Annotated in this window: 26 protein-coding genes; 16 read left to right on the top strand and 10 right to left on the bottom strand. The window is 65.5% G+C overall.

The window, feature by feature from the left end; genetic code table 11:
- Positions 1-12 precede the first annotated feature (12 nt).
- Together AC1MB9_RS04895 and AC1MB9_RS04890 are read right to left on the bottom strand one after the other, a co-directional pair.
- Positions 13-1,242, bottom strand: coding sequence for an NAD(P)/FAD-dependent oxidoreductase (locus AC1MB9_RS04895; RefSeq protein WP_479963915.1), 1,230 nt, complete (start codon positions 1,240-1,242; stop codon positions 13-15).
- Between the two features lie 117 nt (positions 1,243-1,359).
- Positions 1,360-1,755, bottom strand: coding sequence for an NUDIX hydrolase (locus AC1MB9_RS04890; protein WP_479963914.1), 396 nt, complete (start codon positions 1,753-1,755; stop codon positions 1,360-1,362).
- 136 nt (positions 1,756-1,891) lie between these two features.
- Between AC1MB9_RS04890 and AC1MB9_RS04885 the strand changes: the two genes are divergently transcribed.
- Both AC1MB9_RS04885 and AC1MB9_RS04880 read left to right on the top strand, forming a co-directional pair.
- On the top strand, positions 1,892-2,359 hold the full coding sequence (locus AC1MB9_RS04885; protein ID WP_479963913.1) for a pyridoxamine 5'-phosphate oxidase family protein: 468 nt from the start codon (positions 1,892-1,894) through the stop codon (positions 2,357-2,359).
- 291 nt (positions 2,360-2,650) lie between these two features.
- Complete coding sequence (locus AC1MB9_RS04880) at positions 2,651-3,370, top strand: M23 family metallopeptidase (protein WP_479963912.1); 720 nt, start codon at positions 2,651-2,653, stop codon at positions 3,368-3,370.
- A gap of 51 nt (positions 3,371-3,421) precedes the next feature.
- On the opposite strand, the gene AC1MB9_RS04875 is transcribed toward AC1MB9_RS04880, so the two are convergent.
- Complete coding sequence (locus AC1MB9_RS04875; RefSeq protein ID WP_479963911.1) at positions 3,422-3,775, bottom strand: VOC family protein; 354 nt, start codon at positions 3,773-3,775, stop codon at positions 3,422-3,424.
- Between the two features lie 65 nt (positions 3,776-3,840).
- On the opposite strand from AC1MB9_RS04875, the gene AC1MB9_RS04870 reads away from it, so the two are divergent.
- From AC1MB9_RS04870 to AC1MB9_RS04850, 5 genes are all read left to right on the top strand, one after another.
- On the top strand, positions 3,841-4,134 hold the full coding sequence (locus AC1MB9_RS04870) for a copper chaperone (RefSeq protein ID WP_479963910.1): 294 nt from the start codon (positions 3,841-3,843) through the stop codon (positions 4,132-4,134).
- A gap of 106 nt (positions 4,135-4,240) precedes the next feature.
- Positions 4,241-5,107, top strand: a complete 867-nt coding sequence (locus AC1MB9_RS04865) for a hypothetical protein (RefSeq protein WP_479963909.1) — start codon at positions 4,241-4,243, stop codon at positions 5,105-5,107.
- Between the two features lie 431 nt (positions 5,108-5,538).
- Positions 5,539-6,219: a lipoyl protein ligase domain-containing protein gene (locus tag AC1MB9_RS04860; protein WP_479963908.1), complete on the top strand. Its 681-nt coding sequence runs from the start codon at positions 5,539-5,541 to the stop codon at positions 6,217-6,219.
- Between the two features lie 258 nt (positions 6,220-6,477).
- Entirely contained in the window at positions 6,478-7,041 is a 564-nt protein-coding gene (locus AC1MB9_RS04855) for an RNA polymerase sigma factor (RefSeq protein ID WP_479963907.1), read from the top strand.
- Positions 7,028-7,630, top strand: a complete 603-nt coding sequence (locus tag AC1MB9_RS04850; protein WP_479963906.1) for a hypothetical protein — start codon at positions 7,028-7,030, stop codon at positions 7,628-7,630. The genes AC1MB9_RS04855 and AC1MB9_RS04850 overlap by 14 nt, the downstream gene beginning before the upstream one ends.
- 74 nt (positions 7,631-7,704) lie before the next feature.
- Here AC1MB9_RS04850 and AC1MB9_RS04845 read toward each other — a convergent pair whose 3' ends face one another.
- Positions 7,705-8,376: a TetR/AcrR family transcriptional regulator gene (locus AC1MB9_RS04845; RefSeq protein ID WP_479963905.1), complete on the bottom strand. Its 672-nt coding sequence runs from the start codon at positions 8,374-8,376 to the stop codon at positions 7,705-7,707.
- 70 nt (positions 8,377-8,446) lie between these two features.
- Between AC1MB9_RS04845 and AC1MB9_RS04840 the strand changes: the two genes are divergently transcribed.
- From AC1MB9_RS04840 to fxsT, 4 genes are all read left to right on the top strand, one after another.
- Positions 8,447-9,103: a hypothetical protein gene (locus AC1MB9_RS04840; RefSeq protein ID WP_479963904.1), complete on the top strand. Its 657-nt coding sequence runs from the start codon at positions 8,447-8,449 to the stop codon at positions 9,101-9,103.
- Between the two features lie 63 nt (positions 9,104-9,166).
- Positions 9,167-10,993, top strand: a complete 1,827-nt coding sequence (locus AC1MB9_RS04835; protein ID WP_479963903.1) for an AMP-dependent synthetase/ligase — start codon at positions 9,167-9,169, stop codon at positions 10,991-10,993.
- Between the two features lie 94 nt (positions 10,994-11,087).
- Positions 11,088-11,462 (top strand): hypothetical protein, encoded by a 375-nt coding sequence (locus AC1MB9_RS04830; protein WP_479963902.1) that lies wholly within the window; start codon positions 11,088-11,090, stop codon positions 11,460-11,462.
- A 15-nt stretch (positions 11,463-11,477) separates the two neighbouring features.
- Positions 11,478-13,994, top strand: coding sequence for an FxSxx-COOH system tetratricopeptide repeat protein (gene fxsT / locus AC1MB9_RS04825; protein ID WP_479963901.1), 2,517 nt, complete (start codon positions 11,478-11,480; stop codon positions 13,992-13,994).
- Positions 13,995-14,162: 168 nt separating this feature from the next.
- On the opposite strand, the gene AC1MB9_RS04820 is transcribed toward fxsT, so the two are convergent.
- The 3 genes from AC1MB9_RS04820 to AC1MB9_RS04810 all read right to left on the bottom strand — a co-directional run bounded on the left by AC1MB9_RS04820 (position 14,163) and on the right by AC1MB9_RS04810 (position 16,637).
- Complete coding sequence (locus AC1MB9_RS04820) at positions 14,163-15,188, bottom strand: mechanosensitive ion channel family protein (RefSeq protein ID WP_479963900.1); 1,026 nt, start codon at positions 15,186-15,188, stop codon at positions 14,163-14,165.
- Positions 15,189-15,340: 152 nt separating this feature from the next.
- Positions 15,341-16,297, bottom strand: coding sequence for a hypothetical protein (locus AC1MB9_RS04815; protein WP_479963899.1), 957 nt, complete (start codon positions 16,295-16,297; stop codon positions 15,341-15,343).
- Positions 16,287-16,637, bottom strand: a complete 351-nt coding sequence (locus AC1MB9_RS04810; protein ID WP_479963898.1) for a PadR family transcriptional regulator — start codon at positions 16,635-16,637, stop codon at positions 16,287-16,289. Before AC1MB9_RS04810 ends, AC1MB9_RS04815 begins: the two co-directional genes overlap by 11 nt.
- Positions 16,638-16,683: 46 nt before the next feature.
- Between AC1MB9_RS04810 and AC1MB9_RS04805 the strand changes: the two genes are divergently transcribed.
- Entirely contained in the window at positions 16,684-16,815 is a 132-nt protein-coding gene (locus tag AC1MB9_RS04805) for a hypothetical protein (RefSeq protein ID WP_479963897.1), read from the top strand.
- A 2-nt stretch (positions 16,816-16,817) separates the two neighbouring features.
- On the opposite strand, the gene AC1MB9_RS04800 is transcribed toward AC1MB9_RS04805, so the two are convergent.
- The 3 genes from AC1MB9_RS04800 to AC1MB9_RS04790 form a co-directional block, all read right to left on the bottom strand.
- Complete coding sequence (locus AC1MB9_RS04800; protein ID WP_479963896.1) at positions 16,818-17,567, bottom strand: isochorismatase family protein; 750 nt, start codon at positions 17,565-17,567, stop codon at positions 16,818-16,820.
- Between the two features lie 71 nt (positions 17,568-17,638).
- Positions 17,639-18,100 carry a hypothetical protein gene (locus AC1MB9_RS04795; RefSeq protein WP_479963895.1) on the bottom strand — a complete coding sequence of 154 codons (462 nt, stop codon included), beginning with the start codon at positions 18,098-18,100 and terminating at the stop codon, positions 17,639-17,641.
- A 190-nt stretch (positions 18,101-18,290) separates the two neighbouring features.
- On the bottom strand, positions 18,291-18,461 hold the full coding sequence (locus tag AC1MB9_RS04790; RefSeq protein WP_479963894.1) for a hypothetical protein: 171 nt from the start codon (positions 18,459-18,461) through the stop codon (positions 18,291-18,293).
- A gap of 347 nt (positions 18,462-18,808) precedes the next feature.
- On the opposite strand from AC1MB9_RS04790, the gene AC1MB9_RS04785 reads away from it, so the two are divergent.
- The 4 genes from AC1MB9_RS04785 (at position 18,809) to AC1MB9_RS04770 (ending at position 20,975) form a co-directional block, all read left to right on the top strand.
- Complete coding sequence (locus AC1MB9_RS04785; protein WP_479963893.1) at positions 18,809-19,504, top strand: hypothetical protein; 696 nt, start codon at positions 18,809-18,811, stop codon at positions 19,502-19,504.
- 20 nt (positions 19,505-19,524) lie between these two features.
- Positions 19,525-19,665, top strand: a complete 141-nt coding sequence (locus AC1MB9_RS04780; protein ID WP_479963892.1) for a response regulator transcription factor — start codon at positions 19,525-19,527, stop codon at positions 19,663-19,665.
- 112 nt (positions 19,666-19,777) lie between these two features.
- Positions 19,778-19,972, top strand: a complete 195-nt coding sequence (locus AC1MB9_RS04775; protein WP_479963891.1) for a hypothetical protein — start codon at positions 19,778-19,780, stop codon at positions 19,970-19,972.
- Positions 19,959-20,975: a flavin-containing monooxygenase gene (locus tag AC1MB9_RS04770; protein WP_479963890.1), complete on the top strand. Its 1,017-nt coding sequence runs from the start codon at positions 19,959-19,961 to the stop codon at positions 20,973-20,975. Before AC1MB9_RS04775 ends, AC1MB9_RS04770 begins: the two co-directional genes overlap by 14 nt.
- Positions 20,976-21,153 lie beyond the last annotated feature (178 nt).

Here is a 21,153-nt window from a genome sequence, read left to right as displayed (position 1 = left end):
GGCGGTGGACCGTCACAGTGACTCCAACGGCACGGTCCCATCCGTCAGCCGGTCGAGGTCCACCGGGTTGCCACGGCGGATAATGCCTTGCACGGCCTCGTTGACATCCCAGACATTGACGTTCATGCCGGCGACCACTCGTCCGTCCCGCACCCAGAAGGCGATGAACTCGCGCCCTGCCCGGTCGCCGCGGTAGACGACGTCGGCGCCGCTGGCCAGTGGCCCGAATCCCGAATACTCCATTCCGAGGTCGAACTGATCGGTGTAGAAATAGGGGATGTCGTCGTAGCTCGTGCTCTGGCCCAGCAGGGAGCGGGCTGCCGCTTTGCCGCCGTTCAACGCGTTTGCCCAGTGTTCACTGCGCAGGCGCATCTTCGCCAGAGGGTGGTAGGCATTGGCGATGTCACCGGCGGCCCAGATGGCCGGATCGCTCGTTCGCAGCGATGCGTCCACCAGGATGCCGCCGTCGATCTCCAGCCCGGCCGCCTGGGCGAGTGCGATGTTCGGCGTCGCCCCGACGGCGATCACCACGAGGTCGGCGGCGATGACCTCGCCGGACGTGAGCCTCACGCCGGTCGCGCGCCCGTCCGATCCCACGATCCCTTCCACCATGACCGACGGTCTCAGCACAACCCCGTTCTGAACGTGCAGGTCGGCGAAAACCTGACCCAGCTCGTCGCCCAGCGCGTTCGCCAACGGAATCGCACCCCGTTCGAGGATCGTGACGTGGTTTCCGAGAGTTTGTGCCGTCGCAGCGACCTCCATACCGATCCAGCCCGATCCGATCAGCACGAGTCGCGTGCCGCCGCCCAACAACAGGGACCGCAGGACGTCGGAGTCATCAACCGTGCGCAGGTGATGCACCCCCTCAAGTTCGATTCCCGGGACCGACAGGCGACGGGCGGCCGAACCCGTCGCGAGGAGCAATCCGCTGTACGGGACGGCATCCCCGTGATCGGTGTGCACAACGCGCGCACTGGTATCGATGCTCATTACCGTCGTTTCGAGCAACAGTTCGACGTCGTTCTCGGCGTACCAGTCCTCGGGGTCCACAAACACCGAATCGCGGTCGGCGGTGCCGCCGAGGTAGTCCTTGGACAGCGGGGGGCGGATATACGGCCGGTACGCCTCCGCACCGATGAGCCGGACCGACCCGGTGTAACCCTCCTCACGCAGCGTTCGGGCGGCTGACGCGCCGGCGAGCCCCGCACCCACGATGACGAATCCCTCGGAATTCTGCATGAGACCCTCTCCGCGTCGGCAGCTGGCGAGTTACGTTCGGACCGATTGTAGGAGTACCACCGCCACTCCACAACGGTTGCCGACCCCGCTCGGGTGGGGCGGGGCACGAAGCCGGGGTCAGGGGTAGACGCCATAGCGGCTCAGGGCACCGAGCAGGTCGCGGGTGAGGGGCAGTCGGGCGAGTTCCGCGGCGGTGAACCAGCGGGCGTCGGCCGCGTCGTCTGCGGCGACCGGCTCGCCGCTCACCCAGGTGGCGGCGAAATCGTGGATCTCGTAGGTGCCGCCGCGCCCGTCCGGCCGGTCCAGGATACCGAGTTCCCGGTCGATCCGCACGGTGACCCCGGTTTCTTCCAGCACCTCGCGCGCGGCCGCTGCCTCGACGGTCTCACCGGGCTCGACTTTCCCGCCCGGCACGCTCCAACGCCCGGCCTCCGGAGGGTCGGCCCGCAAGACGAGCAGGAAACGACCGTCGTCGGCCGTCACGATCGCGCCCGCCGCCAGAGTGATTCCCATGCCGACAGAGTAGGCCACGACTCGCTGCACGTCGCACTCCGGGGACTCCAGATCTGACAGCTCCGACGGGTCGGATCGCTGGCGACCGCACCATCCTGGCCTGTCCCGTGAAAATACGTGAGCTAGGATCAGCGGCATGGAGAACAAGTCGGCAGTGCCCCCAACACAGTTGTCGCACCACGAGTGCTGGAGTTTGCTGCGGGAGACGTCTGTGGGCCGCCTGGCGGTATGGCATGGAGACGGCCCCGATATTTTTCCGATCAACTACGCAACGGATCACGGAACGGTAATCTTCCGGACCGCGCCGGGGACAAAGCTTGCAGCCGCCCTGAGCGACAATCCGGTAGCAATGGAAGCCGACGGCATCAATCCCGAAGCGGGAGAGGCCTGGAGCGTCGTGATTCGGGGTAAGGCCGAGCTTCTCACGCAGACCGACGATGTTCTCAACACATTCTCCCTGCCGTTGTCTCCCCTGCAGGACGGCCAGAAAGACCACTTTGTCCGGGTCGTGCCAGAGTCAATCTCCGGGCGCCGTTTCAAGATTGTTCCCCCCAGCACGTGGTCGACCCCTGCTGAGGGCACAACACGCTCGGCCGACGAATAGCGGAAGGCAGCCGCCAAACTGAGGCTTGGTCACCATTCTCCCAGCTGGGAAACATACCGTGGGGCCAATGCGCTTGGCTTCACGGAGATCCCCTCGTCGCATCAACGGACATCCTCTCATCAGCAGGCGCAGTATTCCGGCCCCAGACGTGGCTCGGATGGCCCTCGTGCTGGCGCGAGGATCCACACCGCTGACCTGCGCACGGGCGCTCGTCACGACCACGAGAGATGACATTCATGCCCACTTCCCTGCCCACTTCCACACCAGCGCGCGGTACCACCTCGACGCCGGGTGCCAGTGCGTAGCGGCGCGAAGGCGCCGCTGAGACAGGGCGCTTTCGGCGCCGCAGCCATGGTGTTCACCGCGTTGCTCACCGTCAGCGTCGCGGTGCCGGCCCACGCGGTGAATATGGACGCATCCCCGGCGAGCGCGCCGGCAGCGGCCGCATCCACCCTCGCCGCGCAGAGCCTGCCGACGAGCACCGCGGCGAAAACCACTGTGCGCCCTGGATTCACGGCGAAGGACATCCCCAAGCCCCCGCCCCCAGCAGAGACGGCCGCCGCCGGCCTCTCCGCCGGACCCGCGATCCGCTGGCCGTTCCCCGGCCGTGTGCCGATCGCTGGAGGCTTCGGACCGCGCGCTTCGCCGTGCGCGGGCTGCTCCAGCTTCCACAAGGGGCTCGACATGAACCCCGGCGCGGGGACGCCCGTGCACGCGATCGCCGCCGGCGTCGTACGATTCGCGACCCCGAACGGCAACACCGGCCTCGGCGTGCACGTGATCATCGACCACCAGGTCGACGGTCGACTCGTGAGCAGCCTCTACGGGCACATGCAGCTGGGCAGCCTCACCGTGCGCGAGGGCGAGAGCGTGGCGGTCGGCCAGACGCTCGGGCAAGTGGGCAGCACCGGGCAGAGCACCGGCCCGCACCTCCACTTCGAGATCCTCCTCGACGGGGACACTCCCACTGACCCCTACGCCTGGGTAAGCGCGAGGGCGGGCCGCCCGTAGCTCCGCCATTGGTGCGTTCCGGCCGCCGCGTGTGACGGCGTCACGGCGGCGCTACCCGGTTCGAGCCGCAAGAACGCAGAACTCGTTGCCCTCAGGGTCGGCCAGCACCACCCAGGGAACGTCATGCTGACCGATATCGGCACGGCTGGCGCCCCGAGCGATCAGACGCTGAACTTCAGCGGCCTGGTCATCGGGAACGAAGTCGAAGTGGAGCCGGTTCTTCACACTCTTGCCCTCCGGCACCGGAATGAACAGGAGAGTCGGATGCGCACCCTCTGCGGGCGCAATCTCCAACTCGTCGTCGCTCTCGCCCACCACGATCCAGCCCAAGGCGTCACGCCACCACAGCCCGAGCACCTTGGGGTCGTGGCTATCGACGACGACTTCTTCCCAGATGAGCGACATGTTCCACACAGTACCCCCGCGTCAGCGCTTCACGATGAGGAGGCAGAGAATTCACCTCGGTGTGGATGATGGTGTCGCCGTTCGCGATGCCGATGACCTCGGCGTGGACGGGCCACCAGGCCGCGCTCATGTGGTCGATGTGGTCGATCACGATGGCCGGGATGATGCTCCCGTCGGCGGCACCGATGATCAGTGTCTACTCCCGGACGATCCAGACCGGTACCCGTGGCCTGCACAGATCGACCGGCCTCTTCGTCGTCGGCTACCTGGCGACCTGGAGCGGCTTCGCGGTGCATTGCCCGCTGCTTCGCCGTGCCGGTTCCGCTTGCATGATCATGTGCCCAGGACAGAGAGCCTGATAAATCTATTCCGCCGGGCCGCCCTTACGCGTACCATTCCATGCATCGCCACACCGTGACCGGCTGGCCATACCTGCTAGCGCGGACGGCACAGGAGGAGCGCGCCATGCGTGCAACCAGCGAACACGACGGAAATCCCGCACCGGGCAGCGCGGCGACCTCGAACACGAATCGGGCAGCATTGCGAGCAGGTGGAACGGCGGTCCTCATCGCCGGATTCGCCGGGATCGCGTGGTTTGCGCTCGAGCTCCTGCCGGCGGGCCTCGGATTCGACGACACCGACAACCCCGCAGTGAGCCTTGATTATCTGCGCCAGCATCCGCAAATTTACCCCTTTGCCGGGCTCGCAGCATTCATCATGGCGCTCGCCTACATCGTGGCGAGTTTTGCCGTCTCAGATGCCCTTGCCCCACGCACGAGCAGCATCACCCGCCGAAGCCTGAGCACGCTCGGTCACTTTGCGGCGGCCTTTCTGTTCATGCACGGGGTCTTGCGCGAGTCGGTGGGGCCGTTGCTCTACATCGAGACGCTCAACGGCGGATGGGGCGAGTCCGCGTTCCTCACCGTTCAGATGTTGGGAACCCACGGTTTCGCCCAGGCGAGCCTCATGATTCTCAGCGTCTGGACCGTTGGTATCTGTACTGCCGGGCTCCGCTCCCACGCCCTCCCCGTGTGGCTATGTGTTCTGGGCCTGGTTGCTGGTCTCCGTCTCGTGGTGCTGATCGCCGGTCCATTCCTGGCTGCGGCAACGATTGAGCTGCCGGGGTTCATCTGGCTTGGCTCGGTTGCACTGATCCCGCTGGGAATGCTGTGGTGGCTTGGCCTAGGTGTTGTGCTGTTGGTCACGTCCCGCCGCAACCGCTTGAGGAATGCCGTCAATCCGGCCGAGGATAGCGACACTCACGCGGACACGGCAGACAGCAGAGTCGGCGGAGGTGACGGCGGCGGCCTTCGGGACGAGCTCGCGGAATAGAGTGCGAAGCTCGCCCTCGACGAACTCCAGCGACGACGCGAGCGCTGGGACGCTCGCGGTTAGCGCGTCCATTGTGCTTGAGTCAATTTCTCAGCCTCCTGAGATGCGCACACTGTCTGTGAAAAGGTAAAATTGAATCACGATGGCGCCTCAAAGGAATAGCTCACGGCGAGTCCTCACTCGGGACGAAGCCGACGCGTACCCGGTGGAATTTGACAAGAGCCAGCGACTCGCCGACCATTTCCCGATCGGCGAAGCCCTGAATCGAAGTCGCCGCACGCTCCCCGGAAAAATATCCCAGACTGCGGCGATCGCGCAGCCTGACGTCAGGTACTCCGCGTGAACGTCCCGCCGACGTACCCCCTGCACGCCTGGCTGATCCGTGCCACGATTATGCCGAGCTCGGAGCCGTTCCAGTGAAACCAGTGCTGATGAGCGGTCAAGTTGGTACGCACGCGCAATCCGACATCGACCACACGCTGGCACTGATGCGGGAGATGCAGGTCGCAGAAGACCCCAATCCGATTCTGAGGGTGTACGCCCCGCGCCCCACAGTCGCGTTTAGTCGTCGGGAAGGGCTCATGCCGTCGTATGCGGCCGCACAGGAATCGGCGCGGGGCCATGGCTTCGCGCCCATTATCCGGCTCGCGGGCGGGAGAGCGGTGGCCTACGACGAAAGCTGCCTCGTTGTTGACCTGATTATACCGTCCGATCAGGGAATATCCAATGAACTTGTGTTCAGTGTGGTGTCTGAGTCTGTGCGCCGGGTGCTTGTGGATTTGGGTGTCGATGCGCGCGTTGGGGCGGTCCGACGCGAATACTGCGCGGGGCCTCACAGCGTGAATGCACGCGGCGAGGTGAAACTCGTCGGAATCGCCCAGAGGGTAACCCGAGGAGCACGGCTCGTCACAGCCTCTATCGCGTTGGGTCCCGCGACGCGCCTCCGATCCGTTGTGGACGATGTGTACGCGGTCATGTCGCTCGATTGGGACCCGCAAACATTCGGGACCTTGGCCGGCGAAGGCGTTCGGGCCTCTCCGAACGAGCTGGCCAGTGCGGTGATGGCCGGTCTTGCTCTGACGCATACCGAATGGGCAGAGCCGTTCGCCTGAGTCCACGGATTCCACGGTTTCTTGCAACCGTTTTCACGGCAACGTAGCCGCCCCGCTCGGCGGCGGCCATGACGTTTTTCACAGTTCGGGGTTGAAGAAGCGCCCCACGCGAATACCAGATCGGCCTTCAGGGGAGGGCCTTGTTGATCGAACGGGTGATCAGTAGCGGGTGCCCGGTCTCGAACGTTGCCAAGGAGATGCGAGAACACCTCGCGCGCAATCCCCGTGCCCTGCCGGACATGCCCCAGTATGAGAGTTGTGACCGACACCGAGCGCGAGAAGCGGATGCGCGACCTCGTCGAGCTCGTGGCCGATCCGGTGCGCCGCTACCTGCACCGACGCACCGACGCCGCGACGGCCGACGACGTGTTCGGCGAGACCCTGCTCGTGTGCTGGCGCCGCCTCGACGACGTGCCCGGTGACGCCCTCCCCTGGGCGATCGTCGTCGCGGGGCAGTGCCTGAGCAACGCCCGACGCGCCGAACGTCGCCGCACCCGCCTCATCGGCCGCATCATCGCCGTCGACCCGCCGCCGGCCGCTGCGGACGAGAACCCCGCAGCATCCATCGTCGATGGCACCGCCGCCGTCCTCGTGACCGCCGCCCTCGCGGGGCTGCGCCGAAACGACGCCGAGATCCTGCGGCTGTGGGCATGGGACGAGCTGACGAGCCCGCAGATCGCCGTCGTGCTGGGCATTACCGCGAACGCCGCGGCGATCCGCCTGCACCGGGCGAAGGCGCGCCTCAAGCAGGAGCTCCTGAAATCCGACCACCCGACCGGACATGTGACGTATGACGAAGGGAGCACCGATGCGCGACGATGACCGTGCGCTGCGCGATCAGCTGCGCGCCGCCGATCCGGCACGCGTGATGCCCCCGGCGTCGCCGACGTGGCTCGACCACAGAATGGAGCAGATCATGTCCGACCAGTCCCCCACCCCGACCGTGACCCCCGGGGCGTCGCGGCGCGCCTTCCGCCGTTGGATGCCGGTTGTCGGCGTCGCCGCAGGCCTCGCCATCGCCGCTGCCATCATCGTTCCGCTCGCCCTCGCCGGCCCGGAACCCTCCGTCGAGGCGCTGCAGCCTCCCATCGGCGGGGGCGCGAGCGGCAGCTGTATCAGGCTCGAGCCGGCGACCGTCGCCGCGCAGGAGCAGGCGTTCGCCGCGACGGTGCTGCAGATCCAGGGCGACACCGTACTTCTGGAGGTGACGGAGCGCTTCGCCGGCGACGTCGCCGACCGCGTCGAGGTGACGCAGGTCGACGCGATTGCCTCCGATTTCTCCGGCGTGCCCTTCGAGGTCGGACAGGGCTACCTCGTCGGCGTGGTCAACGGAACGATCACGAGCTGCGGCGTCACCGGTGCCGACACCGCCGAGCTGCGCGCGGTCTACGACACAGCGTTCCCGGGCTAATCCGCAGACGGCGACCCGGGGAACCCGGTCGACGACTGAGATTCAGGCCGTTCAGGTCTTCGTGCGGTCTGGTCTCAACGTGTTAGGCCGAGGAGCCGGGTGGTCCACAGCGACATGACGGGAAGCAGGCTGAGCAGTTCGGGCGCCGTCGATTCGTCCAGGGCATCAGACACCAGGTCACGGACGGCATACACGCCCCCAATGTGGTCGCTGAGCGGGGCGGGCGGAGTGTCACTGATCGCAGCGTGTGCGTCACGAATGAGGGCGGCCAGGCGGGTAGTGCCGGCACGTCGGCATTTCCGAGCTTCGGCACCGAGGGATTCGAATTCGACGTGGAACGCGCGCGCCGCAACGAGGTCGAGCTGCAGGGTGCTGAGGTAGGCCTCGAGGAAGCCGTTCACGGTTGCCGTCGGGGTGGCGGAGGGGACCATAACGGCGGTGAGGCGACCGAGCAGCACCTCGATGAAGCGCTCGTAGGCCGCGAACACGCAGGCGTCCTTGTCGTCGAAGGCCGCATAGAACGCGGCGCGGGAGACGCGGGCGCGGGCCGCGATCTCCCGCACGCCGACGCCGCGGTACCCCTCGGATGCGAGCAGCTCGGTCGCGGCGATCATCAGGCGTTCCCGGTGGATCGCCAACACCTCGTCGCGGCTCCGTTCGTGACGTCCGCGGCGGAGTACGGGCGGCAGCGTGAAAAAGACACCGTCGGTAACGTTTACCGGCGCCTGTTCGATGCGCTCGCTCATTCGGCCATGTTATTTGACCTCATTCGATTAAAGCAACTAATGTTTCTTTAAACGAGAGAGGTCTCAGTCGATGGAGAGCAAGACCAAGCCGCAACGCGACGGGGCGCGTCGTCGCCTCACGCTGGCCGGGCGCATTGCACTGGCCGATGGAGCGGGCGTGACTCCGCAGCTCATTGCCGACGTGTGCGCACAGGCGGGCATTCACCCACGGTCGTTTCGGCTGTTGTTCGCCACGGACGATGCGTTTCTCGATGCCGTGCAGGAGTGTTTGGCGCTGGAGTGCGCGGAGCGGCTTCGTTCGAGTTTCGCAGAGATCCGGAGACTGGATGACGGGCAGATGTTGCAGGCTGCCGCGGTCGCTCTCGCCCGGTCTCGCCCGATCGACCGTGGCGCGGTGATCATTCGTGCGGAACGTCGGCTGAGGGCATTGCGTTCCCCGAATGATGCCACGGCCCTGTTGGCCGCGGAGCACCGTCAACTCGACGCGCTCAGTGCTGTCGTGGCCGAGATGATCGGTCAGTTGGGCCGGGATGCGTCCTGGCCGACCGCCCTCGCCGCCCGCATCATCATCGAGACCTATGAGCGTTCGTTTGAGGCGTGGGTATTCGGCAGCGGTGACGAACGTGACTTCCACACCTCGTCGTACGTGACACGCACCCTGCCCACGCTCCTTGGCCGCATGACTTCTCCGAGTGTACGCGTCTCCCCCGTCACGGCAGCGGCCTGAGCCGGCCTGTTCTCGACACATTCTGGCTCAGATTGGGCCGCCATGCCGAACAAAGGAGTTCATATGCATCAGATCGATTCTCCCGCCCGCACGACCGTGACCCCCACCGCGAATGCCAGCGACCTGCTCCTGGAACGCGTCGCCGCCACGCCGGAGCTGGTGCTCTTCTCCCGTGTCGTGGAGTCCGGGAGATCGGATATCACGGCGGCGGAGTTTCTGGCGCAGGTGAAGGCTCTCGCGAAGGGATTCCTCGCGGCCGGCCTTCAGCCGGGGCAACGCATCGGGATGCTCGCCCGCACCCGCTACGAGTGGAGCCTGATCGATTTCGCGGCCTGGTTCGCCGGGGTCGTACTCGTCCCGATCTACGAAACGTCATCGCCGTTCCAGATCCGCTGGAACCTTGGTGACTCCGAGGCCGTTGCGGTGATCGTGGAGGACGCCGCGCTGCGCGCTCGTGTGGGAGGCGTACTGCCGGAGCTGCCGGACGTGAAGCAAGTCTGGACGATCGACGACGGTGACCTCGACGTGCTCACCTCGCGGGGAACGGCCATAGACGACAAGGAGCTCGAACGTCGACGCGGGCTCGCGACCGAAGATGACATCGCCACGATCATCTATACCTCTGGCACGACCGGCACCCCCAAGGGCTGCGTTCTCACCCATCGCAACTTCGTCGAGTTGAGCCGCAACACGGCGAGCGCGCTGCCGGAGGTCTTCGCGCCCGGCGCATCCACATTGCTTTTCATCCCGATGGCCCATGTGTTCGCCCGCTTCATCGCCGTCGTGAGTGTCTACGGTGGGGTACGGATCGCGCACCAGGGAGACACCAACAAGCTGATCGAGACGCTCGGCGAATTCAAGCCAACTTTTCTGCTCGCCGTCCCTCGTGTGTTTGAAAAGCTCTACAACTCCAGCGAGCAACGCGCCGAGGCCGGCGGGCGCGGAAAGCTGTTCCGGCAGGCTGCCGAAGCGGCCATCGCCCATTCTCGGGCTCGCGACCAGGGGCGCGTGCCGCTCAGGCTCCGCGTGCGCTTCGCCGTGCTCGACCGACTGGTGCTCTCCAAGCTGCGAACCGCCCTGGGCGGAAAGATGCAGTTCGCGGTGTCCGGAGGCGGGCCGCTCGGGGAGCGACTCGGGCATTTCTACCGCAGTCTCGGCGTCAGCATCCTCGAGGGGTATGGGCTCACGGAGACCACAGCTCCCGCCACCGTGTGTCGGCCGGGTTCGGTCGCCATCGGCACGGTCGGTCCGCCCCTGCCCGGCGTGTCGGTGCGTCTCGCTGATGACGGTGAAGTCGAGATCACGGGGGTCAACGTGTTCAGGGAATACTGGCGCGATCCCGATGCGACCGCTGCTGCGTTCGACGACGGATGGCTCCGAACCGGAGACCTGGGCAGATTCGACGAGAAGGGCAACCTGACCATCACCGGCCGCAAGAAGGACATCATCGTCACCGCCGGCGGCAAGAACGTGGCGCCCGCCGCTCTCGAAGACCCGATCAGGAACAACCCGATCGTGGGGCACGCGGTGGTTGTCGGCGACCGCCGCCCGTTCATCGCCGCGCTCGTGACGCTCGACACCGAGATGCTGCCGGCGTGGCTTCGAAACAATGATCTGGACCCGGACATGGGGCGCAACGTGGCCGCCGCACACCCCGCAGTACGCGCCGAGGTTCAGCGGGCGATCGATCACGGCAACTCACACGTGTCACGAGCAGAGTCGATTCGCAGCTTCGTCATCCTGCCCATCGACCTCACCGAGGCGAGCGGGCACCTCACACCGAAACTCTCCACGAAACGCTCAGTGATCCTGGAAGACTTCGCAGTCGAGATCGAGCTGCTCTATGCGGGCACCCCCGGCCACATCGACGCCGCGCCCCACGGCGAGTGAAGGTAGCCAACGGTGCCGCTAGCGGGAGCGACCGAAGGGTGCCATTCTCACTGGTGACGGGACTAGTTTGTGATTTCGGTGTCTGAGGAAGGTCGTGGTGATCGTGGATCCAGTGACATTGATAGTGGCGGCGCTTGCGGCAGGGGCCTCAGCGGGAGCGAGTACGACAGCGTCGACGGCCATCACTGACGCCTATGCCGGGCTGAAGGCACTGATCAAGAAACGATTCGCGGGCAATACCAAGGCCGAAGAAACGTTGGCTGATCATGAATCCGACCCCGATACGTATGAAAAGCCGTTGGCCAAGCAAATCCAGGCCACCGGCGCGGACCAGAACGACGAAATCCTGCGCGCGGCGCAGGAACTCTTGAAGAAGGCCGATGCGGCCGGAGTGAGAACGAAATACAACGTCACGGTGAGCGGCGGCACGGTCGGCATCATCGGCGACCATGGTCACGTCGTGAACTGACGACCGCACAAAGCCATGACTGACACCTTCGACTCCGGGACAGAGGGGCCGCCGAGTCACCGCGTGACGGTGAACGGCGGGACCGTCGGCGCCATCGGTGATCATGCCCACATTGAGAATGTCACGCCGCGTCGGCTGGTCGCGTGGCCCGTGTCAACGGGTTCGCCGCCGCCGTTGGCGTCTGCGTTCCAGCCTCGCACGTATATCGAGGGCCGGATGCGCGGCTCGCTCCCCACGGTGCTTCGTGGGGGTGGGGGGACGGGGAAAAGCCAGGTTGCCGTCAGTGTATACGCGTCCAGCACCGCGGACCTGCGCGTGTGGGTGTCCGGGGAATCGCGTGTCTCGGTGATCACGGGGTACGCCGACGCCGCCGTGCAACTCGACCTCGCCGACGCAGACAGCGGTCCGGAAAACCTCGCCCGGCGATTCCTGAGTTTCCTCGCCGGTACTGATCGGCCCTGGTTGATGGTCGTTGACGATCTCACCGACCCCGCGAACATCGTCGACCTGTGGCCGTCCGGGACCGGCCAGGTCGTGGTCACGACCCGCCGCCGCGATGCCGCCCTGTCGGGCGGGGGACGCATCATCGTCGACGTCGACGTCTACAGCCCCGAGGAAGCACACAGTTACCTGCGCGAGCGGCTCAGCCCTCTGGCTGGTGAGCTCCCTGACGACGCACTGGAACAGGCGGGCCAACTGGCTCAGGACCTCGGCTATCTGCCACTGGCCCTCTCGCAGGCAGCGGCCGTTGTCATCGATCAGGCCGTGTCCTGTACTGAGTACCGGGAATGGTTCGCTGACCGAACGCGAAAGCTGAACGAGCTGTTCCCCACCGACGCGAACGCCGACGGTTATGCCAAGACCATCGCCACAACCTGGGTACTGGCCATCGATACCGCGGACCAACTCGAACCCCTTCGCCTGTCACGACCGCTGGCGACCCTCGCCGCGTGCTTCGACCCTGCCGGCGCCCCTGACGCCGTCTACACGAGCGAGCCGGCTCTTCGGTACCTGGCGGCGGAGACAGGACAGGAGCTGGTCTCAAGTGCCACTGCCCGCAAGGCACTGCGGGCTCTCAACCGGTTGTCTCTGGTCACGCACGATGCCCGACAGGAACCGCCGACCGTTCGAATGCACAATCTGACTGGCAGGGCCATCCTTCAGACGCACACCAACGAAGACATCACTCGTCTCGTGCACATCGCGATCGCGGCCCTGGACCAAGCCTGGCCTCAGATCGAGAACAACCCGGCCCTTTCAGAGTTACTGCGGGGCAACACTGCCATGCTCCGTCAGCTCGATCCCGGCGCGATGTGGCGCGGGAAGGACAATGACGGGGTCGCTTCCGTTCTCTTCCGAAGTGGTCGGTCCCTCCTGAGCGCTGGCCTCGTCGCTCCGGCAATGGCCTATTTCCGTGACCTCGTCGACGAATGCGCTCACCACCTGGGCACTGATCACCCTGACACCCTGACGTCCCGCAATAACCTCGCCTACGCCTACCGGTCGGCCGGTAACCTCCAACGGGCCATCCCTCTGTATCAACGAACCCTGGCCGACCGGGAGCGGGTTCTCGGCGCTGACCATCCGGACACCCTGAGTTCCCGGAACAACCTCGCCGGCGCGTACGAGTCGGCCGGTGATCTCAAGCGGGCCGTTCCCCTGTATGAACAGACCCTGGCCGACCGGGAGCGGGTTCTCGGCGCGGACCACCCCGACACCCTGAATTCACGCAATAACCTCGCGTACGCCTACCGGTCCGCCGGTGATCTCAGGCGGGCGATCCCCCTGCATGAACAAACCGTGACCGACCGGGAGCGGGTTCTCGGCGCCGACCATCCCGACACGCTGACGTCCCGGAATAACCTCGGCTACGCCTACCGGTTGGCCGGTGATCTCGCGCGGGCCATCCCCCTGCATGAACAGACCCTGAAGGACCGGGAGCGGGTTCTCGGGGCCGACCACCCGGCGACCCTGACGTCGCGGAACAATCTCGCCCACGCCTACGAGTCGGCCGGTGATCTCCAGCGAGCCATCCCCCTCTATGAACAGACCGTGGCCGACCTCGATCGGGTTCTTGGTGCGGACCACCCCAACACCTTGACGTCCCGGAACAACCTTGCCCACGCCTACGCGTCGGCCGGTGATCTCAGCCGGGCCATCGCCTTGCAGGAACACACTCTGGCCGACCTCGAACGGGTTCTCGGCAGTGATCACCCCAGCACCTTGACGTCCCGAAGCAACCTCGCCGGCGCCTACCAATCGGCCGGTGATCTCGGCCGGGCCGTCCCCCTGTATGAACGGACTCTGACCGATCGGGAGCGGGTTCTCGGTGCTGACCACCCCGACACCCTGATGTCCCGGAACGACCTCGCCGGAGCATACGCGTCGGCCGGTGATCTCGGGCGGGCCATCCCTCTGTACGAACAAACTCTGACCGACCGGGAGCGGGTTCTCGGTACTGACCACCCCGACACCCTGACGTCCCGAAACGACCTCGCCGCGGCCCACTCGGCGGCCGGAGACAGGACGTAGGTCAGGGATTGTGGAATTTCGGACAACGACGCCGAGGCTTCGATGCGCGTGCCGACTCACGCACGGCCAGCGGAGCGGACGATCAGCCAACCGGAGTGAAGGCGTTGCCCCACTACCCGCCAGGTCTCGGGTGACGAGGTCCCCGGTGAGGTCGCCGGCGTATGCGGATCAACCGTCCGCATCGAGGCGAGCCCTGGCCACAGCGTCGGGGCCGGTGTCTGCGTTCACATCGTCGACCGCATCATTGTCGTCATCCCCGTTCATTGGCTGCGGCAGCCGCGGGGCCGCATCGGCTTGCGTGTCGATGTCGGCGAGACCCAGCGCGTTGCGGGCGTCGTCGCCCGACAGCCCAAAGAGCGACTTCACGTGCAGATCGCGTTGAGGGAAGGGGATGTCGATCCCGTAGGCCTCCAGAGCGGAGTGCAGCGCCCAGTTATAGGCAGCGGTCACGGCCACGGGCTTCTTCGTTGCCTCGGGATTGAGCCAGACGACGAGTTCGAAGTTCAGCGAACTCGTGCCGAATTCGATCAGCCACACTTGCGGGCGCTTGGGGCCGTCGAGGTGCAGGGTGAATGGCACGGCCGCGGCCGCTTCGAGCGCCGCCTGCTTCACAACGTTCTTGTCGGTGCCGTACGCGACCCCGAAGGGAACGCGCAGACGCCGCATCTCGTCGCTGTGGGTCCAATTCACCACCCGGCCGCTGACAAATTCGGAGTTCGGAACCAGAATATCGATGTTGTCGTTGGTGACGATCGTCGTCGCCCGAATCTTGATGTCACGGACCGCGCCGGTCACGCCGGATTCAAGTTCGACGAAATCGCCGATCTTCAGCGACTTGTCGAGCAGCAGAACGATCCCGGCGATGAAGTTCGCGAACAGGGATTGCAGCCCGAACCCGAGACCGACTCCCACGACGCCGCCCAGCACAGCGAAGTTGCTCAGCGGCACGCCGAGCGCCGAGATCGCCAGGAAGAAGCCGACCACCAAAACGGTGTAGGTGACGAGCCGCGACAACGTGTACCACGTCGACAAATGGGCGCTCCGCTGCGTGCGAGAGCTGCGCAGAATGATCATGCGCAGCACGAACGCGATCAGACTGGCCGCGACGAGAATGCCGACCGCGGCCAGAACGTCGACCGGTGTGATCTGCGTTCCGAATACGTCGACCGCGGCACGGATTCGATTGCCGTTCATTCACTGAGCAAAGCACAGCATCCCCGGCAGGGCTCTGAGGCGCGCCGTGATCACTCAGGCGGCGACCACGCTGCGGCTGACCCGCTGCGTCCTTGGCACGACACCCCGTCATGCGGCACCGGTGGTTGCCCGACAGGGACGGATGCGTCAACTCAAGCAACCGGCGTTCGGATCGGCGCGATCGTGCGACGCAGGATCGTGACGACGTCCACCACGCACAGTGCGGCGACCACGGCGAGGCAGAGCTTGGTGATGTCATCGGCGGATCCGCTCACGAAGATCGGCCCCGCCGCGATCCACCACACGAGCAGCGCGATCCACGCCAGGTCGATGATCAGGGCAACGCGACGTGTGAGCCGATCCCATCGACCGGAAACGAGTACAGAAATGCCGAGGGCCAGGCTGCCCGCCCACAGCAGCAGCGCCCAGGGCGCCCGCCCGGTTAGGAACCCCGGGTCGAGGGCGAACGCATCCACGAGAGGCCGCGGGAGCCCACTCCCCCAGCTCGCGAGCATCGGCACGGCAATCACGAGGCTCGCGCCGATGACTCCGAGCACGATCATGATCGCCGTGCCGGGGCGCCCAACCAGGTCGCGGTCAAGAGCGCGCCCGGGAGGTGCGACCCAGTCAGCTGGTTCCCGGCGCCGCGCGCCGATGACGCCGGCGATGACCATGAGCGAAATGATGAACCCGGGAAACCAGAATGCCCCCAGCCCCCACGAGAGCCACCAAATGCCGAGTCGGCTCAGCCAATCGCCGCCCGCGACCCCGGAGTCGACGGAAGTCGAGTACGTCGCTATGAGTGACAGCACCCACTGCACGGCGACCCCACCGAGCCCGAGCCAGGCGAAGCGCGGGGCGTCTGCGGGCCGGATGATCGTGAAACCTGCCGGTCGATACCGATCAGCCACATCGAGGGGGCGCCCGAAGGCCGCGAGCAGTTCGAAGGCGAGTGCGGCGTCCGCCTCCCGCCCGGCATCCGTCGCCCTGCCCTGCAGCTCCTCGGCCAGAAGCGAGCGCAACTCGAAGGCGACGTCATTGCGCTGCTTCCTCGGCAGGCGTCGCACCACGTCACTGACGTAGGACTCGATAATGGCATCAGTCCTCATTGCTGTTTCCTTCCAGAAGTCGATCCATCACCGAGGCCAGAAGGCCCCAGGACGCGGAGAGGTCGTGGAACAGGGTCGCCCCGCGTTCACTGAGCGTGTAGTAGCGCCGAGGCGGTCCGCTCTCGGCCTGCCACTGGGACTCCAGCAACCCCTGTGCCTCCAAGCGACGAAGCAACGGATACAGGGTGCCCTCCTCGATCGGCATTCCCCGTTCCATAAGCGCCTGACGGAGGGAATAACCGTACTGAGCCGTGCGCACCTGCGACAGCACGGCGAGAACGAGTGAACCCTTGCGCAGGTCTTGCTCGTACTTCGCATGCTCCGTAGCTCCGCTTACCATGCCGCCTACAGTACATAGCCGCACACAGTAATACAAGGCCTGGATCGTGGGGGTCGGCGAGGCGGCGTCTGCTGGGCTGCCGCGGGTGCGGGTGCGGGTGCGGGTGCGGGTGCGGGTGCGGGTGCGGGTGCGGGTGCGGGTGCGGGGATCGTACTCAGCCGAGACGGTTCGGCTGTGAAATCACCGCTCGGCAGCCCGCTGTGTGCCAACGACGGCGGAACTTCCGAGGTTGTCCCTGGCCAGCGCGGAGCCGTCCGCGACGGCATCGGTCCAGGTCTCTGTGGTGGCGACCGCGGCGAAGTTCGAGTTCAGGAGCGCCATGAGGGTCGTGTGCACAGTCTTCACGTCGGCGAAGCCTGCGTCGTTGGCGATGTTGATGGATCCGGTTGCGTCCGAGAGCACCTCGGCGGCCAGCCCGTGAGTCTCGGACTCGGCGGCCGAGGCAAGGATGCAGTTGTTGGTCATGTAGCCAACAAGGGTGATCGTGTCGACCTCGTGCTCCCGCAGCCATTCGAGAACATCCGTTCCGGCGAAGACCGTGCCGAACTGCTTCGTCACGGACTTCCACTCGGGACTCTGGCGGTTCGCGATCTCGGGATGCAGTCCGAAGCCGTCCGTCGTCGGGTTGAAGACAGGTGCGTCGTTTCCAGCGCTGTGCTGGATGACGGCGATCGGAATTCCCGCGGACGTGGCCGCGTCGATCGCGGCGGTGATCTTCGGCAGCGAGTCCGTGTGGGCCGGGTACTGAATCTCCAGCGGTCCGCTGAAGTACTCCTGCTGCACGTCGACAAGGATCAGTGCGCGACGGGGTGTGTTCATGGTGATGAGGTCCTGACGTTCGGGCAGCGTAACCTGCGTTTCCTCTTCAATGGCAATGCTCTGCGCGAGATTCTCGGGAGTGTGAAATTGCGCCCAGTCAGGTTCGGCCATGAAAGCGGCGATCTGGGAGCGGGGTCGCGTGCCACCCAGGACGACGCGGAGTCGGTGAGCATTCGAATCCCCTAATTCTGACGCAGTTCCACGCTCGCGGACTCGCCTTGAATGCCGACCGTGAAGCTGATCAGACCGTCCCGGTATGTGAACTCTTTCGTGTCGTCCGTCGACGCCATGAGCGCGGTGTCGGTAGCGGCAGCGTCGCGCTGCGATGTCCATGCATAGGCGGTGTCGTCGACCGGGGCCTCAAACGTGCCCACCCAGTAGATGGCGGTGAAGTCTTCGCTTCCAAGCTCCCAGTCGATACTGATGGCCCCATCGGCGATGGTGGCCGTCATGAAATCGGTGTCGCTATGCGAGTTGCTCTGCTTCCAATCGCCCGTCAGATCGGGCGCCTGGGGCACTTCTTCGACGGGCAGGGTGTCGTCAGTGACGGCCGGGACAGCACCAGCAGGTACGGCGTCAGCGCCAGCGCAACCTGTGAGGGCGAGACCGACAATGAGAACGATGGGGACCAAGAGCTTCTTCATGGAATCCATGGTGGCAGATGCCAGAGACACCCCAAGCGCACGGAGTGATCGGAACAATGAGCATGAAGCAGATTCAAGTCCGATCAGGGCCGATGCGCACGGGCTTGATGGCAACACGCTTCGACTCTCCCACCCGCCATGGTGCCCACTGTTCCGATATTTCGGGACGAGGCCGTCGCCGAGGATCGTGTCACTTCGGATGCTGGCTATGATTTTCGACGTCTGGCTCCGCCCGCAGAGCGTCGGCGATCTCTTCCTCGGGACGCGGCGCGATGGTCTGGTCGACCTCAAGCCTGGGGATGGACGGCTCATCGGGTCCGGGAATGTGGTTCTGAGGGGAGTGCTCGAATTGGACAGACACGGCGTATCCTTCGGTCGGTAACACCCACAGCGTAGGCCGATTTTCCGTCGAGCAGTCCAAAATCGCGAAGGCCCCCGTTATAACATCGAACCACGAGCGCGATCCGGCCATTGCCGTCTCCCCCGACGGCGCGGTAATCTGACCCGCAGAGACCCTGACGCCCAGAGCCCGGACCGGAACGCCGGATGATGACACCATTGGAAACCGCACGTGCCGCTTGCGCGGCGCGACGCTGGTGTGATGCCTTTGATCATTTCTCGGAGGCGGCCGATGCAGCTCCGCTTGAGGCATCAGACCTGGTCCTCTTCGCGACGGCTGCAATTCTCCTCGGGCGCGACGCCGAGGGCGTGGATCTTCACACGCGTGCGCACGAGGCGTTTCTCGAGCGCGGGGATGTCCTGGCGGCCGGGCGGATTGCGGCGTGGATCGCGGTCTTCCTCGGGGGCCTGGGTGAGTTCTCGAGAAGCGGCGGCTGGGTTGCGCGCGCGAATCGGCTCGCGGCAGAGGCTGCCTCGCCCAACGCGATCAGCGGTCTCGCCCTCGTGTCGCAAGCGCTCGGGGCTCTGTACGCCGGCGACGCGGCGCGCTCACGCGAGCTCTTCGAACACGTGGTGTCCATCGGCGAGCAGTTTGGCGACCGTGAAGTCACCGAACTCGGTCGGCTGGGGCTGGGTCAGGCGACCGTGGCACTCGGCCGCACCGAGGAAGGCATGGCTCTCCTCGATGAGGTGATGGTCGCCGTCACCGCAGGCGAACTCTCGCCGATGCCGGCGGGTATCGCCTATTGCGCCGTCATCGGCGTCTGCTGGATGGCATCCGACCTGGTACGGGAACAGGAATGGACCGCGGCACTCCAACATTGGTGCAACGAACAGCCCGACATGGTCGTGTTCAGTGGACAGTGCCAAATGCACCGTGCGGCGTTGTTCTCGTTACATGGCCAGTGGCAGGAGGCGATCGACGCCGCCGAGGCGGCCGTCGAGCGCGCGCGATTGGGCGATGTGAATGCCCTGTACGGCGGGAATTACCAGCGCGTCTCGTAGCAGTCGGTCGGTCGAATCGGGTGATTGCTGAGGAACTCGTTCTGAGCGAGAAGACCGTGGCCCGCCACCTCAGCAACATCTTCGCGAAGCTCGGGGTGACGTCGCGAACGGCCGCGGCGGCGTTTGCGCACGAACACAACCTCGTCGCAAAGCGTCACTAGCGCGGGGCCGTTCCGTAGGCGGTTCGTGTGGGTATTAATACCCATCCGCTTTCTGCGCGAAATGGGGCTTTCCGTCGATGAGAGGCGGTCTTGACGTCCGTAGCGTGACGTTATGGACGTGTCGCTGGGGGCAGGAACGGTCTCGACAGCGTTGTTCTCCGCGAGCATGCTGCCGATGCTGCCCGCACCCACAATCGAAGGAGGAAATGTCATGGATGCACGACAATCGACACCACAGCGAGTGGCCGAGACCGCCATCGACACCGTGGTGATCGGTGGCGGGCAGGCCGGCCTTGCGCTGGGGTAGTATCTCGGGACTCGAGTATGTGATTCTCGACGCGCACGATCGGGTGGGTGACGCCTGGCGCATGCGCTGGGATTCGCTCCACCTGTTCACGCCCGCGAAGTTCAACGGGCTTCCGGGCATGAAATTTCCCGGTGACCGACTGGCGTTTCCGAGCAAGGACGCGCAGGCGGAATTCCTAGAGGCCTATTCGACGCGGTTCGAGCTCAATGTGCACACCGGGGTTCGCGTCGATGCCGTTCGGCACGACGGGGAAAGGTTCATTGTGCGTTCCGATTCGCGCCAGTGGCGGGCGCGCAACGTCGTGGTGGCCACCGGTGGATGCCAGTCGCCACGACTTCCCGATTTCGCGGCCGATCTGTCGCCGGCGGTGAGGCAGTTGCATTCGAGCGCGTACCGCTCGCCGAATCAGCTCGGTGCCGGGGCGGTGCTCGTGGTGGGACTGGGCAACTCGGGTGCGGAGCTTGCCCTCGAGGCGAGCCGTGCACATCCGACACTCGTCGCGGCACGAACGCCGATGGAGATTCCGTTCCCGCACAATCGCACGAGCGCACGTTATCTTCTGCCCATCGTGAAAGTCCTCGGCATGCACCTCTTGACGCTCAGGACACCTCCGGGGCGCAAAGTGGCGACTCTGGGTGCGACCCCGCTCATCCGCACGAGAACCCGTGACCTGGTCGACGCCGGGGTGCGATTGGTTCCACGGATCGCCGGGGTGCAAGGTGGTATGCCGATGACGCAGGACGGTCATGTGCTCGACGTGGCCACTGTGCTCTGGTGCACCGGATACCGCGCCGACTTCTCGTGGATCGACCTGCCCGCGTTCGACGAAGACGGTGAGCCGGTGCACGAACGCGGTGTCGCACGTGTGCCGGGCTTGTACTTTCTCGGGCAGGAATTTCTCTACGCGATCGTCTCCGCGACGCTGCCCGGGATCGGACGTGACGCCCAGCACCTGGCTCGGGCGATCCGAACACGACAGCGGGACCGTCTTCTGACGACGTGACGTCGGTCACGATGCGTACCGCTGATCCCGCCGAGAGCGTCGGCCGCCAGAGATTTCCTGCAGCGTGAGTCAAACACCGGATGATACGCGGGCAGGTCAGATCGCTCACGAGTGATTCAGGGAGTGTACATCGAATACGATGCGCTCGACCTCGACCATGGAGAACGTGACGTCGGGG

This window comes from Cryobacterium sp. AP27 (genome assembly GCF_056680495.1).
This window is presented reverse-complemented; position numbering and strand designations above follow the sequence as displayed.

What these genes read in the sequence shown, in the direction of transcription:
- AC1MB9_RS04775 (WP_479963891.1), top strand. Translation starts at nt 19,778, where the DNA reads ATGGACGTGTCGCTGGGGGCAGGAACGGTCTCGACAGCGTTGTTCTCC.
- AC1MB9_RS04850 (WP_479963906.1), top strand. Translation starts at nt 7,028, where the DNA reads ATGCGCGACGATGACCGTGCGCTGCGCGATCAGCTGCGCGCCGCCGAT.
- AC1MB9_RS04890 (WP_479963914.1), bottom strand. Translation starts at nt 1,755, where the DNA reads ATGGGAATCACTCTGGCGGCGGGCGCGATCGTGACGGCCGACGACGGT.
- AC1MB9_RS04845 (WP_479963905.1), bottom strand. Translation starts at nt 8,376, where the DNA reads ATGAGCGAGCGCATCGAACAGGCGCCGGTAAACGTTACCGACGGTGTC.
- AC1MB9_RS04895 (WP_479963915.1), bottom strand. Translation starts at nt 1,242, where the DNA reads ATGCAGAATTCCGAGGGATTCGTCATCGTGGGTGCGGGGCTCGCCGGC.
- AC1MB9_RS04870 (WP_479963910.1), top strand. Translation starts at nt 3,841, where the DNA reads ATGATGGTGTCGCCGTTCGCGATGCCGATGACCTCGGCGTGGACGGGC.
- AC1MB9_RS04815 (WP_479963899.1), bottom strand. Translation starts at nt 16,297, where the DNA reads ATGAGGACTGATGCCATTATCGAGTCCTACGTCAGTGACGTGGTGCGA.
- AC1MB9_RS04835 (WP_479963903.1), top strand. Translation starts at nt 9,167, where the DNA reads ATGCATCAGATCGATTCTCCCGCCCGCACGACCGTGACCCCCACCGCG.
- AC1MB9_RS04810 (WP_479963898.1), bottom strand. Translation starts at nt 16,637, where the DNA reads ATGGTAAGCGGAGCTACGGAGCATGCGAAGTACGAGCAAGACCTGCGC.
- AC1MB9_RS04885 (WP_479963913.1), top strand. Translation starts at nt 1,892, where the DNA reads ATGGAGAACAAGTCGGCAGTGCCCCCAACACAGTTGTCGCACCACGAG.
- AC1MB9_RS04800 (WP_479963896.1), bottom strand. Translation starts at nt 17,567, where the DNA reads ATGGCCGAACCTGACTGGGCGCAATTTCACACTCCCGAGAATCTCGCG.
- AC1MB9_RS04875 (WP_479963911.1), bottom strand. Translation starts at nt 3,775, where the DNA reads ATGTCGCTCATCTGGGAAGAAGTCGTCGTCGATAGCCACGACCCCAAG.
- AC1MB9_RS04865 (WP_479963909.1), top strand. Translation starts at nt 4,241, where the DNA reads ATGCGTGCAACCAGCGAACACGACGGAAATCCCGCACCGGGCAGCGCG.
- AC1MB9_RS04860 (WP_479963908.1), top strand. Translation starts at nt 5,539, where the DNA reads ATGAGCGGTCAAGTTGGTACGCACGCGCAATCCGACATCGACCACACG.
- AC1MB9_RS04795 (WP_479963895.1), bottom strand. Translation starts at nt 18,100, where the DNA reads ATGAAGAAGCTCTTGGTCCCCATCGTTCTCATTGTCGGTCTCGCCCTC.
- fxsT (WP_479963901.1), top strand. Translation starts at nt 11,478, where the DNA reads ATGACTGACACCTTCGACTCCGGGACAGAGGGGCCGCCGAGTCACCGC.
- AC1MB9_RS04840 (WP_479963904.1), top strand. Translation starts at nt 8,447, where the DNA reads ATGGAGAGCAAGACCAAGCCGCAACGCGACGGGGCGCGTCGTCGCCTC.
- AC1MB9_RS04820 (WP_479963900.1), bottom strand. Translation starts at nt 15,188, where the DNA reads ATGAACGGCAATCGAATCCGTGCCGCGGTCGACGTATTCGGAACGCAG.